This window comes from Litorivivens sp. (genome assembly GCF_057445395.1).
Genome location: NZ_JBVBUV010000050.1, coordinates 1 through 13,646 on the forward strand (window position 1 = coordinate 1; position 13,646 = coordinate 13,646).

General features: G+C 54.7%; 12 protein-coding genes. 6 read left to right on the top strand and 6 right to left on the bottom strand.

Going from position 1 to position 13,646, the window contains the following annotated elements; all coding sequences use genetic code 11:
• Together AC222A_RS13460 and AC222A_RS13465 are read left to right on the top strand one after the other, a co-directional pair.
• On the top strand, positions 1–593 hold a 593-nt coding region (locus tag AC222A_RS13460; protein WP_486775101.1), incomplete at its 5' end, for a hypothetical protein.
• A 279-nt stretch (positions 594–872) separates the two neighbouring features.
• The gene (locus tag AC222A_RS13465; RefSeq protein WP_372763982.1) at positions 873–3,848 is read left to right on the top strand and encodes an ATP-binding protein; all 2,976 of its coding nucleotides are present in this window, start codon (positions 873–875) and stop codon (positions 3,846–3,848) included.
• Between the two features lie 60 nt (positions 3,849–3,908).
• Here the strand turns inward: AC222A_RS13465 and AC222A_RS13470 are convergent, their stop codons facing one another.
• The 3 genes from AC222A_RS13470 to AC222A_RS13480 form a co-directional block, all read right to left on the bottom strand.
• A complete protein-coding gene (locus AC222A_RS13470) occupies positions 3,909–4,403 on the bottom strand; it encodes a TIGR00645 family protein (protein ID WP_372750118.1) in 495 nt (164 codons plus the stop codon).
• 118 nt (positions 4,404–4,521) lie between these two features.
• The gene (trhA, locus tag AC222A_RS13475) at positions 4,522–5,208 is read right to left on the bottom strand and encodes a PAQR family membrane homeostasis protein TrhA (RefSeq protein WP_372810836.1); all 687 of its coding nucleotides are present in this window, start codon (positions 5,206–5,208) and stop codon (positions 4,522–4,524) included.
• A gap of 70 nt (positions 5,209–5,278) precedes the next feature.
• Entirely contained in the window at positions 5,279–5,884 is a 606-nt protein-coding gene (locus AC222A_RS13480) for a hypothetical protein (protein WP_486775102.1), read from the bottom strand.
• A gap of 253 nt (positions 5,885–6,137) precedes the next feature.
• Between AC222A_RS13480 and AC222A_RS13485 the strand changes: the two genes are divergently transcribed.
• Positions 6,138–6,611 carry an EXPERA domain-containing protein gene (locus tag AC222A_RS13485; RefSeq protein ID WP_372759404.1) on the top strand — a complete coding sequence of 158 codons (474 nt, stop codon included), beginning with the start codon at positions 6,138–6,140 and terminating at the stop codon, positions 6,609–6,611.
• Positions 6,612–6,699: 88 nt separating this feature from the next.
• Here the strand turns inward: AC222A_RS13485 and efp are convergent, their stop codons facing one another.
• Together efp and earP are read right to left on the bottom strand one after the other, a co-directional pair.
• Positions 6,700–7,272 carry an elongation factor P gene (efp, locus tag AC222A_RS13490; protein ID WP_372750572.1) on the bottom strand — a complete coding sequence of 191 codons (573 nt, stop codon included), beginning with the start codon at positions 7,270–7,272 and terminating at the stop codon, positions 6,700–6,702.
• Positions 7,273–7,293: 21 nt separating this feature from the next.
• Complete coding sequence (gene earP, locus AC222A_RS13495; RefSeq protein ID WP_486775103.1) at positions 7,294–8,493, bottom strand: elongation factor P maturation arginine rhamnosyltransferase EarP; 1,200 nt, start codon at positions 8,491–8,493, stop codon at positions 7,294–7,296.
• A 170-nt stretch (positions 8,494–8,663) separates the two neighbouring features.
• Between earP and AC222A_RS13500 the strand changes: the two genes are divergently transcribed.
• Positions 8,664–9,518 (top strand): PA4780 family RIO1-like protein kinase, encoded by an 855-nt coding sequence (locus tag AC222A_RS13500; RefSeq protein WP_372763956.1) that lies wholly within the window; start codon positions 8,664–8,666, stop codon positions 9,516–9,518.
• A 17-nt stretch (positions 9,519–9,535) separates the two neighbouring features.
• Here the strand turns inward: AC222A_RS13500 and dbpA are convergent, their stop codons facing one another.
• On the bottom strand, positions 9,536–10,921 hold the full coding sequence (gene dbpA / locus AC222A_RS13505; protein WP_372749773.1) for an ATP-dependent RNA helicase DbpA: 1,386 nt from the start codon (positions 10,919–10,921) through the stop codon (positions 9,536–9,538).
• Positions 10,922–11,314: 393 nt separating this feature from the next.
• Between dbpA and AC222A_RS13510 the strand changes: the two genes are divergently transcribed.
• Positions 11,315–12,754, top strand: coding sequence for a flavin-containing monooxygenase (locus tag AC222A_RS13510; protein WP_486775104.1), 1,440 nt, complete (start codon positions 11,315–11,317; stop codon positions 12,752–12,754).
• A gap of 21 nt (positions 12,755–12,775) precedes the next feature.
• The gene (locus tag AC222A_RS13515; protein WP_372780842.1) at positions 12,776–13,627 is read left to right on the top strand and encodes an SDR family NAD(P)-dependent oxidoreductase; all 852 of its coding nucleotides are present in this window, start codon (positions 12,776–12,778) and stop codon (positions 13,625–13,627) included.
• Positions 13,628–13,646 lie beyond the last annotated feature (19 nt).

Genomic DNA, 13,646 nt, shown 5'->3' on the forward strand with positions numbered 1-13,646 from the left:
AGCAGCGCAAAGTCAAAACTGACGGCGTTGTTCTGGCAGAGCCGCGCGCTCTGATTGGCAAGCGCTTGACCGTAGAAAAGAAGGCAGGCGAGCCCTTTAACAACCGTGACGTGGTGGCCTTGAAACGTCCGTCATTGGCCGAAGTGGTTCCAGCGGGCCGGGTACTGTACACCCTGGCACCCGACCCACAGAGTATTCCCGTTTCCCAACTGCGCGGTGGCGACCGTCTGGATGTGCTGGTGACCAGCGCAGCTGGCGTTCGCACGGTAGCCCGCGATGTTCGCCTGGTCGGCGTGATGCGCCCCTCGGGTGCCGCAGGCGCGGCCGGTGGTAAAGGCGTGATGAGCTTGCTGCCACAGAAAACCCCAGCCTCTAGCGGTGGCGGCAACATTACCTCTCTGGTTGTAGCCGTCTATCCTGAAAGCGTTTACCCTTTGGCAAGTATTCACACGTCGGAGCGTGTTTCGCTGGTGTTGCATGGTGCCCGCGATTTAGCCCGCGGCGAACCACTGGCAGTGCAGCCCGTCGCCACCCACCGCGAAATCGAAATGGTGCAGGGGCTGTCACGCTCTACCGTACGGGTCAGGATTTAACCTGTAACTTCAGTCCGCCACGAGCACTGGTGGTCAATGCAATGACTGTTCGTGGAGCCGCGTGGTCGGAGCAAGGGTTTGGTAGAAAACAAGCCGCCTGCTGCCGACAGTCTGCAAAAGACTGCGATTTTTACCCGAACTTGCGACGTGCTTTGGTTGTGCCGGTGGGGGCCAACCTTTACTTGCTCCAGCCCCCTGACTCTGTCTATGCTTATCAGCCACACCGCGCTGTTTTGCAGGGTCTGCCTGCTGCGTTAGTGTGGATTTAAGGGAGCGACCATGCAAGCGGCCACACCAACGCAGAACGAACAGCAGCGACTCGACGCGCTTTACCGGCTGGGCATTCTTGATACCCCCAGCGAAGAGCGCTTTGACCGCATCACGCGTCTTGCGCAGCATCTGTTTGCGGTACCGATTGCGCTTATCAGCCTGGTCGACGACCAGCGCCAGTGGTTCAAATCGCGGCAGGGACTCAGCGCCTGCGAGACGGGGCGCGATGTGTCGTTCTGTGGTCACGCTATCAAGAGTGAAGAGTTATTCATCGTGGAAGACGCGTTGGCCGATGAGCGTTTCCACGATAACCCGCTGGTGGTGGGCGAGCCGCATGTCCGCTTTTACGCAGGCTGTCCATTGAAGACACCGGGTGGTGAACTGATTGGCACCCTGTGCCTTATCGATACCCGCCCGCGCAGTATGTCACCTCGTGACTGTGATAGCCTGCGCGATCTGGCGTCGCAGGTTGAAACCGAGCTGAACGTTGCCTCGGTAAAGTCCGGCTATTTTCTGGTTGACCGTTTCCCTGCGCTTATCTCCAGCCCACTGGCATCCGCCCTGATCGCCACCATGCTTTTTGCTTTTATGGTGTGGGGTGTTGCCCAGTACGACCGGCAGCAGTTAGAGACGCTTCGAGCAGAAGACGAAAAGGCCATTATCAGCCAATTGTCATTGGTGCGGGGTAATCTGGAATCGGCACTTAATGCCAAGCTGGCTCTGGTTAACGGGCCAAGCGGAATGGTTCATGCTAACAGCAGCATCGACCAGAAAACCTTTGAGCGCTTTGCGCATCAGGTCGGCAGTAACGTTACCGGGGTTAAAAGCTTGCAGTTGGCCCCCGGCGGGGTGGTGACTTACGTCTGGCCGTACGAGGAAAACAAGGCAGCGGTCGGTCACAATCTGCTGGCTGATGCCCGCCGGGCTGAAGCGGCACGGCTGGCTATAGAGAATCGAACAGCCTGGATTGCAGGCCCCTTGCAATTGATACAGGGCGGCACGGCACTAATCGCTCGGCAGCCGATCTTCCTCGCAGATCAGACGACTGGCGAAGAAGCGTTTTGGGGATTCTCTACTCTATTGCTCGATCTGGATGTGCTTTATGCGGAGGCCGGTTTAAACAGCGTTGGCGAGAACGTGGTCTTTGCGATTAGGGGCAAGGATTCGAAAGGCTCGCTCGGTGAAATGTTTTATGGCAGCTCCGGCTTTAATTGGGAGCAGGCGCTTACAGCAAACGTGGCCTTGCTTAAAGGTTCCTGGGAAATTGGCGCGCTGCCGCGCGGCGGCTGGGCCTCGTACTATGAAAAGCGCCAACAACAGTTTGTTGGACTGGGGTTTGCTGCGCTTCTGTTGGCTTGCCTGTTGTATTTTCTACTGCGTATCCCCCATAACCTGCGCAAGATGATTCGTTCTGCAACCACTGCGCTGGAGCACAGTGAAACTCGCTTTCGCGATGCGATTGAAGCGGCGCCCTCAGGTTTTGTGGTATTCGACCAGTACGGTTTGTTGGCGCTCAGTAATCAGAACTTCAGCAAACTGTATCGCGGTGCATCGTCGGCCATGAGCGCCGGAACGCATTATCGCACCTTTGTGGAAGAAACCATGAGGGCGGGTATATATCAGGTGGAGCCCGAGAAAACTCAAGAACTTGAACAGGCACTGTTGAGCCTTCTCGAAGAGGAAGATTGCAGCCTCAATATTGAATTGGCTAACGGTCAGTGGCTGAACATCCTTTACCAGCGGATGCGCGATGGTGGATGGGTGGGTTTTCATCGCGACATTACCGAGCTGCGTGAAAACCAGTCGCAGCTGATGTTTGAAAAGACCCGGGCAGAGGAAGCCAACAAGGCAAAATCTGATTTTCTGGCAACCGTCAGTCACGAAGTCAGAACGCCGCTCAATGGTGTTCTTGGTATGCTCGGGCTGTTACAGGAAAGCCCAGGTTTGTCTGAGGAACAGGGTCACTACGTGCGTACGGCCTACCAATCCGCCGAGCACTTACTCAGCATTCTCAACGAAATTCTCGATATCAGTAAAATTGAAGCGGGCAAACTGGAGCTTGAACCCGAAATCTTCAATGTGGCGGAAATGCTGTCGGCGACGGCGGAGTTACTGTCTGGCAATGTAAAAGAAAAAGGGCTGGGCTTTACCTTGAATTGCGATGCCCGACTGCAGTCGCTGTCGGTATCTGCGGATCAGGGGCGACTGCGGCAGGTGCTGCTGAACCTGCTGTCAAACGCGATTAAATTCACCAGCGAAGGCATGGTGACCATGAATGCTGAGCCGCTGGGTCTGGACGACAAAAGTGTCGACCTGCAGATACAGGTAAAAGATACCGGCATTGGTTTTTCTGAGGTCGATATAGGAAAGTTGTTTGAACCTTTCACCCAGCTTCACGCCAGTGCTGATCGGCAGTACAGTGGCTCTGGTATCGGTTTGGCTATCTGCCGTCGTATTATCGAAGCGATGGGAGGAACACTTACCGCGCAAAGTGAGCCAGGTAAAGGTGCCTGCTTTACGCTCAGGCTTACGTTGAAGCTGGCCCGTGCGCGGCAAGCCAGTCGTGAATCCATTGCGAGCGAAGCACCTCCCCTGCCAAAAGACACTGGATCCACTGTGCGCTTGCTGATGGCTGAAGACGGTGAAACCAATCGCATTGTGATACAGGCCATGCTGAAAGACAGTGGCTACCAGATTGATGTTGCGCACGATGGGCAGGAAGCAGTCGATGCGGTTGCCAGCTTTCCCTACGATGTGATTCTCATGGATGTGTATATGCCGAATATGGATGGTCTGGAAGCGACCCGGCATATTCGCGCGAGCGAACGCGGCAAAGATATTCCCATCATTGCACTCACTGCTAATGCGATGGATGGTGACCGTGAAAAGTTTATGGAAGCAGGGATGAACGATTATCTGCCCAAGCCGGTAAAGAAGACCGACCTTCTGGCAGCACTTGCGCTCTATACGCTTGCTGAAAGCTGAGCTGGCAGGCGATCAAACGGTAATCGTCTGCTAGGCTAGCTCAGCTTCAAGCGTTGCAATTTAATGCGTGTTGCGGGTGATTTTGTCCAGATAGCCCATCGCAAATGCAGATGCTACAAAAGTGAGGTGGATAATCACATACCATTTCAGGTAGCTGGTATCGATGTTTTCGGTATTCACGAATACCTTGAGCAGGTGGATTGATGATATCGCCACAATCGATGCTGCCACTTTGTTTTTCAGGGTGCCTGAATCGACTTTGCCCAGCCAGCTCAACTTTTCCTTGCCTTCGCTGATATCCAGCTGCGAAACAAAGTTCTCGTAGCCACTGAACATCACCATGACCAGCAATCCGCCCACCAGAGCCATATCCACCAGTGACAGCACCAGCAGCACCAGATCGGCTTCTTTCATTTCGAAAATCAGCGGCAGGTAATGAAAAATTTCCTGAAAAAACTTCAGGCCGAGCATAAACAGGGCGAGGCTCAGGCCGATATAGATGGGCGCCAGAATCCAGCGGGTACCATACATCAGGTTTTCAACAAAACGTTCCAAATCACCCTCCGAGGTGTCACAGAAAAAAGCAGGCCGAATTATACATTGGTCGTGGCAGAATTGTGTGATCCCGCCTGTGTGGGTGTGCTTGTGAATTCCGAGGCCGGCGCCCAGTCGTTCAGTGAGCGGCTGGGCTGAAATGCAACACGCCAGCGTACACCGCAAAAAAATGGCAGATACTGCCGCCCAGTACAAAAAGATGCCAGATCGCGTGATTAAAGGGGATGGCCTTGGCCAGATAGAACACCACACCAAGGGTATAAACAATGCCTCCGACGATGATCAGGTTCAGCGCTGTTGCTGGCAGCGAGGCACCCAACGGTGAGGCGATCAACAGCGCCAGCCAGCCCATGATCAGGTAGATGATAACCCGCAGTGCTTTTAGCCGGTGACCCAGCGTCAGTTTGAGAATGATGCCAGCCAACGCCAGACCCCAGATAACCGCAAATACGGTCCAGCCGGTGCCATTGCGCAGATTGACTAGCAAGAACGGTGTGTAAGTGCCTGCGATCAGAAGGTAGATAGCGCAGTGGTCTAGCATTTTGAAGATGCGTTTCAAAGTCGGACTGCGAAACCCGTGGTACAGGGTGGAGCTCAGGTACAGTAGCGTGAGGCTGGCGCCAAAAATACTGAAGCTGACCAGCTTCCAGATATCGCCTTCCGGCAGTGCAAGCACCAGCAGAATAATCGTGCCGGCGACACTTAATACCGCACCCAGGCCGTGACTGAGGCTGTTTGCCAGGTCTTCGACGGGGCTGTATTCAGCAGCACTAGGTTTATTGGCGGTGAAAGAAGTTTGCGTCATGGCGTTATTGTGGCCACAGATGCATGAAACTTCCAGCGCTTAAATATCGTTTGCTAGCTGTTTGACTGGCCTAGGCGGCCGTTGTGTCCTTTACAGGCGCATCGTTTGCGTGCTCGACCACCTCGTAGTGCTCTGGTGTGTGTCGAATCACCGTGGATTTTAATGACTGGTTAGCGCGAAAGCTGACGGTCGCGGCGTGACGCGCTTCTTCCACCATTTTTGTTGTCTGATGGTAGATCAGCCCAAACCCGAGCGCCGATATAGCGCTTGCTAGGGCGAGTCCAATGACCCAGTGTCCGAGCAGACTCAGGGCGATGAGCAATGTCAGTGCCACGGCATTATAGATGAGCGAACCCGGCACCAGTGCTGCGCCAGTACCGCCGAGAAAACGATGCGACCCCTGCTCTTTGACGAAGCTTGTCAGCTCTTGGGGCGGGCGTTTGTTCTGCCCTTTTTTGCGAAGCATAACCACCACGCCCATGTCGGCGGTGTTGGCACCTTCCGGGATTTCTGCAATGCCTTGGCCAGCCGCTGATGTCACTACAAATTCACGGTAGCGGCTGTCGGTTGTGGTGCAGGGATAAATCGCAGCGCCCCAAAACAGATCAATCACAAATGGGCCATGACGGCTGGTATAGGTATGGGGTTTGTCGGACGACGGATGTGAAAATCGCATAACAAGGTCAACTCGTGTACATCTGTTGCATCCCTGCGCTAAAAATTGATTCCATGACAATGTATTCAGTGGTAAATGAAACCACGTGCACGCAAATAACATGCCTTCTTGCTTGCTGGATGAATCTGTCTGTGGGGATAGTGTAGCGGTTCAGTAAGATAGAATTATGACCGGTGTCTTAAATTCAGGCTGCGAAAAGGGTTGACCCCCAATCTCTGATAGGCTGGAACAATAATAACAACTGGAGCACGTTATGTCCCTCTATAAACGACCGGTCGATCTGTTGCTGTTTGCATTTTATTGTATCTCGGTAACCTATGGGCTGCTGTTTAGCTTGCCCGAAGCGCTGGGCGTGCCGGTAAGTCCGGACAGCCCGTGGCCGCCGCTTCAATGGCTTTATGGGTGGGCGGTGGCAGAGGAGCCGCAGCACCTCGACCCACCGATCACCTTGCTGGCCAGTACGACGCTCGACGGATTCGTGCATTCGCCCTTTCTTATCGTTCTGCTGTACGCGCTGTGGAAGCAGTGCAACTGGATCAGATTGTGGGCGCTGTTGTTTGCCGGGTCGTCGGTAACCAATATGTACTTCTATTTCTACGAAACCTTTAACGGTGCGCACCCGCCGCCCGATGTAGGTTACTACCTCGCCTTTAACCTGCCGTGGATGTTGATGCCGATGCTGCTGGCCTGGCGTATGTGGCCGGAGCATCCGTTTGATCGCCATTGACATGCGAGCGCTAAAACCACTGATGGTTGGGCGAGGTGCTCGTCGCCCAACCGCTGCTCAGATCGTCAAGCAAAGGCCGCTGTGAAAGCTAGGCGGGTATCTTCGCGCGGCACTTGTATTCCGCCGTGCGCGAATCGATTTCGATCCAGTCACCGGTATCACAGAAGTCGGGCACTTTGATCTCGGTACCGTTGGCCAGCTTCGCAATCTTCATTACCTTGCCGCTGGTATCGCCCCGCGCCGCATCTTCGGTGTAGTCGATCTGACGTACGATAGTGGTGGGCAGGTCGACGGAAATCACTTTGCCTTCAAAGAATACGGCGTTGCATACGTCGCTCATGCCATCGACCAGAAATGGCAGTACGTTTTCAATATCGTCGGCCTGCAGCTCGTACTGGTTGTATTCTTCGTCCATGAATACGTACAGATCGTCAGCTTTATAAGAAAAGGTCGTGTCGATTTTGTCCAGACTGACAACGTCTACTTTGTCGTCAAACTTGTAAACCGTTTCGGTGGAGGAACCGGTGAGCAGGTTTTTGAGTTTCATTTTCATGATGGCGCTGTTGCGCCCGGATTTGGTGTAGTCCGCTTTCTGAACTAACCAGGGGCTGCCATCAATGAGGACCACGTTGTGGGGCTTGATATCCTGAGCAGTTTTCATGATGCCTCCGGCGGCATGCAATCACGAGAGATTTCGCGGCGCGAATATTATCTGTTTTTCTGCAAAGGTCACTAGCTGTTGTGAAATATTTTTCTGGCGCGCCAGGTGATTACACCAGCGCTGTGCGTTGCCTTGAATGGCTGACCAGTGGGGAGACAGCCGAGCCCAGCTGTCAGCCAAATTCGCGCCTGTATTCCAGGCCAGCCAGAAATGCTTGAGCGCGTCTGCGGCATCAGCACTAAGGCCTTGTAAATAAAGCGTTAAAAACGCTTGGAGTTTGGGTTGGTGGGCGTCTTCCGGCTGCGGGTAGATATGCCATAGCATCGGGCTGCCAGCCCACTGGGCGCGTACAAAAGAGTCTTCGCCGCGCACAATGTTCAGGGCGCAACACCAGAGCAAACGATCGTAATCATCTTGGCTGAGAAACGGCAGAATGTGAATATCCAGTGCGCCGCGCTGGGCGCTATCGCCCGCACCCAGTGCGTCAACCCCAAGCCAGCGCTGAAGGTCTTGTAAAATCCGCCCTTGAGGCACGAGCAGATGCACGCGCTTGGGGGCTTGGCTAAGCGCGTCAAGCCAGCTATGGAGCCCAGGGTTCTCGTAACTGAACAGTGAAAAACATAAGGCGTTTTCTGGAAGGTGTAATCCAAGTCGATTGAGGAAGGCGTTCTTCTCACGGCGGTTAGACTGGAACTGATGACGCTGCGCGATCAAATTTTCCTCGCGCAGGAGGCCGCCGGTTTTATCGGTAAAGCCGGGAAAGAAAAAGTATTTTTGAAAACGGTTGCCCAACTTAGAGGTAAGACCGTGACACTGTTCTACCCAATCTTCTGCGCTTAAATATTCCAGATTCAGCCATAGTACGCGTGGGGTTGTAGTAGCCATGAGATCGAGGTATGGCGCGGGTAGGGTGCAACCGAAGGCCTCGACCACCACATCTGCAACCTGCTGCTGGCACCAGGTGTCGGGCCAGTACCGAACCTGCACGCCGTGGATGAGCTGGCTCTCACTGGTGAGGGTGAGTGAGGGCTCCATGGCGGTCAGCGCTGACAAGTCATCTACCCAGAGCTGCACGCTCTGGTGGTGTTCCTGAGCTAGCTGCCGCGCCAGACGCCAACTCACACCGATATCGCCGAAGTTGTCGATAACGTGACAAAAAATATCCCAGCGCAATGTCGGTTTAGGCGTGGCGGGGCGGGTGGGTGAGGGTTCGAAGGACACAGGGAGTCCCGCCTAGAATCAGGTAGTGGGCGGCATATTAGCAGGGAATCCTGAGTATGCAATTGCCGGCCATACCGGCTGGGGCCTATGGTGCTGCGGATGCCTATGCACGCAGCCGGTCCGCGTGAACAGGGGCTGAGTTTCGGCGGAATTTAGCGTATAAAGCACTCATGAAAATACCCAAACGATTGATACCCCTACTGGAAGACGGCCTGATAGATACGGTCGAGCGGCAGCTGCTGAGCGGAAAAGAAGCCACCGTCTATGTGGTGCGCTGTGGCGAAGAGTTGCGTTGCGCCAAAGTGTACAAAGATGTTGCCCAGCGCAGCTTCAAGCAGGCCGTGGAATACCGCGAGGGGCGTAAGGATCGCAACAGCCGCCGTTCCCGTGCCATGGAAAAGGGCTCCCGCTACGGTCGTCGCGAGCTGGAAGACAGTTGGCACAATGCGGAGGTCAATGCACTTTACCGACTGGCGGCCGCCGAGGTTCGAGTGCCCAAGCCCTATGGCTGTTTTGACGGTGTGCTGCTGATGGAGCTGGTGACCGACGAAGACGGCGATGTGGCGCCACGGCTAAACGACATCACCTTGACGCCGGAGCTTGCGCGTGAGGGGCACGGCTTGATGATGGGATATGTGGTCCGCATGCTATGCGCGGGGCTAGTGCACGGTGACCTTTCCGAGTTTAACGTGCTGATGGATGGCAGCGGCCCGGTGATCATTGATTTGCCACAGGCGGTGGACGCCGCTGGTAACAATCACGCGCCGACTCTTTTCATGCGCGACGTGAACAATATGACCCGCTACTACGGCCAGTTCGCGCCCGAATTACTGGCAACGGATTTTGCCAATGAAATTTGGGCGCTCTACGAAGCCGGTGATCTAAGCCCTGAAAGCCCGTTAACCGGTCAGTTTGAGCAAGAACTGCACAGCGCTGATGTGAACGCGGTGCTGGGAGAAATCGCCGCTGCCTATGAGGAAGAGCAGGAGCGATTGGAACGTATCAACGGCGATGCTGCGGAATAATTTCGACGATCAGCCCACTAGCTGATTTTGCGCAGCCGGAAGTTCCGGCCTTTCAGCTTCCCGTTCGACAGCTTGTTAAAAGCCCGCGACGCGTTGTCGCGGCTTACCGCCAGATAGCTGCGAGTATCGAAAATCTGAATTTTACCTACCGCTTTGCCATCTATACCGCCGTCGCCGGTCAGTGCGCCGAGGATGTCGCCGGGGCGTAGTTTCTGTTTCTTACCGCCGTCGATCTGAAAAGTCACCATGGGTGGTGTTGGCGGCGCCTGTTTCAAAACAGATTGTTTTGGCAGGGGCAGCGCATCGGCGATGGGATCGACGTCGATTTTTAACGCCGCTACCTTGTGTGCTTCGCGGGCGCTGAACAGGGTCAGTGCCAGACCGCTCTGGCCTGCCCGACCAGTACGGCCAACGCGGTGCACGTGCACCTCAGGGTCATGGGCAACCTGGTAATTAATAACTGCCGCCACCGCATCGATATCCAGTCCGCGCGCAGCCACATCGGTGGCAACCAGAACGGTGGCACTTTTGTTGGCAAAGCGCACCAGCATTTCATCGCGCTCGCGCTGTTCCAGATCGCCATGCAGGGCCAGTACACTGAAACCCCATTCCTTGAGCTGATCGCTGATGCTTTTCACTTCCTGTCGCGTATTGCAGAACACCACGGCGGATTCGGGTTGAAACTCCAGCAGCAGAAGGCGCAGCGCCGCGCGGCGTTCATCGTTACTTTCCACCCGGTAAAAGTGCTCAGGAATGCTGGCCTCGTCGTGATCGGTATCCACTGTGATCATTACGGGGTTGCTTAGTACGCGCTGCGCCATACTTTGAATGGCGTCGGGGTAGGTGGCACTGAACAGCAGGTTCTGGCGTTGCTTTGGTAGCGTCGCAATGATTTTGTTCAGCGTCTCCTCAAACCCCATGTCTAGCATACGGTCTGCCTCATCAAGTACGAAACAGTCGATATCTTGGGTTTTTAGTGTTCCTTTGCGCAGATGTTCTTCTACCCGCCCCGGTGTGCCGACAATAATATGCGCCCCGTGCTCGAGCGACCCCAGCTGTGGCCCAAACGGGGTGCCGCCACACAATGTAAGCACTTTGATGTTGTGAATAGCGCGCGCCAGCCGCCGAATCTCCACCGCAACCTGGTCGGCAAGCTCCCGAGTGGGGCACAGCACCAGTGATTGCACGCGGAACCGCTTCACGTCGAGCCGGTTTAGCAGCCCGAGGCCAAAGGCCGCCGTTTTGCCGGAGCCGGTTTTGGCCTTCGCAATCACATCGCGGTCAGACAACACCGGGGGCAGACTCTGGGCCTGAATCGGTGTCATCGCCGTGTAACCCATGGTGTTCAGGTTCTCGATCAGTTCCGGTTTGAGTGGTAATGATGAAAAGGTGTTGTCGTGCACTGCGGTTATCCTTTGGCGGGGCGAGCGGGCAAACAGCCGGCATGCTGCGAGGCGGGGGAGTAGAATTTGGCCACATCTTAACAGCGCTCGTCCCGAATGCTAGTGAATTCGGGCATTTGCGAGCGCTGTAGGCAGGAAAAGGGCTAAAAGGTCTTTAAAGGCGGCAAGTGTGTTCGTTAACAAGTCTTAACCCGTCCTGTGTTGCCGCGCCTGAGGGGGCGCGATAAAGTTCTTACACAGCTGTTACCCTTTTGGGGTCGAGGGCAAGGAAATGTCGGTTCGCCAATAAGTACTAATAAATCGGTGAGCCCAATGACCGTTGGCTGGGGCGTTGAAGTTCAGGTCCACCCGTTTAATTCATCAGGTTTAATTACTATGTCGTCTGAGCAGACAATGCGTATCGCTATTATAGGCGCGGGGCCAGCGGGAATCGCCGCCGGCAAGGAGCTGTTGGAGAAGGGTTTTTACGATTTCACTATCTTTGACGCCCTGGACGCTCCGGGTGGTACCTGGCGGTTGCACAGCTATCCGGGTTTGGCGTGTGATGTCTGGGCACACTCCTACAGCTTCTCTTATGCGCCTAACCCGGATTGGTCAGAAAGCTTTGTCGGCTTTTCTGAAATACAGGCGTATCTGGCTCGCTGTGCACGAGAGTTTGGTCTAGAGACGCACTTAATGCTGAACACGCGCATTACCAGCGCCCACTATCAGCGTGATGGCTCTTGGCTGCTCACCACCGAGAAGGGTGACAGCGACCGCTTTGATGTGGTGATCAACGCCATGGGAAATCAGCATACGCCCCTCTACCCCGACGTGCCCGGCATGGATTCCTTTGAAGGCGAGAGCTGGCACGGTACACGCTGGAATCATGACGTTAATCTTCGTGGCAAGCGTGTGGTGGTGGTTGGCTCGGCTGCCAGCGCGATTCAGATTGTGCCGGAGGTGGCGAAGGTCGCCGGACACCTGACAGTGCTTCAGCGCTCGGCCAACTGGATCATGCCCAGACGGAAGAAGGCCTACTCAACTTTGCAGCGCAGCCTGTTCCGCCGGTTTCCTTTTCTGGTAATGCTGCTGCGCAAATGGCAGGGCTTGCTGATGGGACAGGTCGAGTATGCTGTGACTGTCGGGCACAACCGGCAGACGCAGTTTGAAAACATGGTGAAAAATTTTATCCGGAAAAGTGTTGATGATCCGGCTTTACACGATGTGCTGATTCCCGATACGCCCTATGGCTGCAAGCGGGGGTTGGTTTCGGATGACTTCTATCCGGCATTGAACCGTGACAATGTCTCCTTGGTAGCCGCAGGTTTGCAGGAGGTCACGCCGACAGGAATCGTTACTTCCGACGGCGATACTATAGCCGCCGACATTATCATTTACTGCACGGGTTACCGTATTCAGGATTTCGATCGCATCGACGTGGTGGGCGAGAGCGGACAGTCGCTGGGAGACGTGATGGCCGATGATCCTCGTTCTCATAAAGGTATTGCAGTACCCGACTTTCCCAATTACTTCTTTGCCGTTGGCCCCAATGGAGTGGTTTTGAACGTGTCCTACTTTTTGTCAGTAGAGCAAAACGTGGCGACGATTGTGCGCTTGTTGGGCGAGATGCGACGCAGTGGCAAAAAAACCATGAGTGTTAAGCGTGACGTTTTTGAGCAGTACAACGCGTGGATGGCTGATCGTTTTGAACGTTTCTCGTGGGGTGCTAGCACGTGCAACAGCTACTATCGCAATGCAGCCGGTCATGCGCCCTTCCTGTTTCCCGGAAATTTTCGCGAGTATCAGGAAATACAGAAACAAAGTAGCTTGTCAGATTATCAGTTAGGCTAGTGGCCGAACTCAGGAGATAGAATGATGGAAGATTTTAGCGGCAAAACAGCTGTTATAACAGGGGCGGCTAGCGGCATTGGCCTGGAGTTGGCGAAGATATTCGCCGAGCAGGGCATGAATGTTGTGTTGGCTGATATCGAGCAGCAGCGGCTGGACGAAGCCGTTGCCGAGGTTGCAGCTCTGGGTGTGGAGGCCATTGGTGTGGTCACCGACGTAGGCGCTGGCGAATCCGTTGCAGCACTCTGTAAAGCGAGTGTTGACCACTTTGGCAGTGTACAAGTGCTCTGTAATAACGCGGGTGTTTATACCGGTGGCCAACTTTGGGAGCAGACCGAAGATGATTTTGAATGGCTTATGCGGGTGAATCAGTGGGGGATTATTCACGGCATCCGCCACTTTGTCCCACAGATGATCAAGCAGAGTGACGACTGTCATATTGTTAATACATCTTCCATGGCGTCGATGTGTACTTTGCCTTTTGCGGGTATTTACCACATGACAAAACATGCGGCGTTGGCGCTCAGTGAATGTCTTTTTCATGAGCTGTCCATGATGGCACCGCAAATCAGCGTGTCATGCTTGTGTCCTGAGTTAGTGAATACCGGTATTGCCACCTCAGCTCGCAATCGTCCTGACGAACTCGCGGATCAGAACCCTACTGAAATGCACGCGATGTCGATGGCAGCTATTACCGATGCGACGGCCAATTCATTACACCCACGCGCGCTCGCTGAGCGGGTGTTGGCGGCGATTCGGAATAAGACCTTTTATATTCTGCCTCCGCAAGATAATCCCTGGATGGTCACCGCAGCGAGTCGGCTCGAGGATCTAAAGTTGCGGCGTAATCCAACCTTTGCGCCGCCGGCTATATAACGCCTGCTCATGGGGAAAC

Coding starts and splice junctions, on each gene's coding strand:
- AC222A_RS13465 (WP_372763982.1), top strand. CDS start 873: ATGCAAGCGGCCACACCAACGCAGAACGAACAGCAGCGACTCGACGCG.
- trhA (WP_372810836.1), bottom strand. CDS start 5,208: ATGACGCAAACTTCTTTCACCGCCAATAAACCTAGTGCTGCTGAATAC.
- AC222A_RS13480 (WP_486775102.1), bottom strand. CDS start 5,884: ATGCGATTTTCACATCCGTCGTCCGACAAACCCCATACCTATACCAGC.
- AC222A_RS13485 (WP_372759404.1), top strand. CDS start 6,138: ATGTCCCTCTATAAACGACCGGTCGATCTGTTGCTGTTTGCATTTTAT.
- efp (WP_372750572.1), bottom strand. CDS start 7,272: ATGAAAACTGCTCAGGATATCAAGCCCCACAACGTGGTCCTCATTGAT.
- AC222A_RS13500 (WP_372763956.1), top strand. CDS start 8,664: ATGAAAATACCCAAACGATTGATACCCCTACTGGAAGACGGCCTGATA.
- AC222A_RS13510 (WP_486775104.1), top strand. CDS start 11,315: ATGCGTATCGCTATTATAGGCGCGGGGCCAGCGGGAATCGCCGCCGGC.
- AC222A_RS13515 (WP_372780842.1), top strand. CDS start 12,776: ATGATGGAAGATTTTAGCGGCAAAACAGCTGTTATAACAGGGGCGGCT.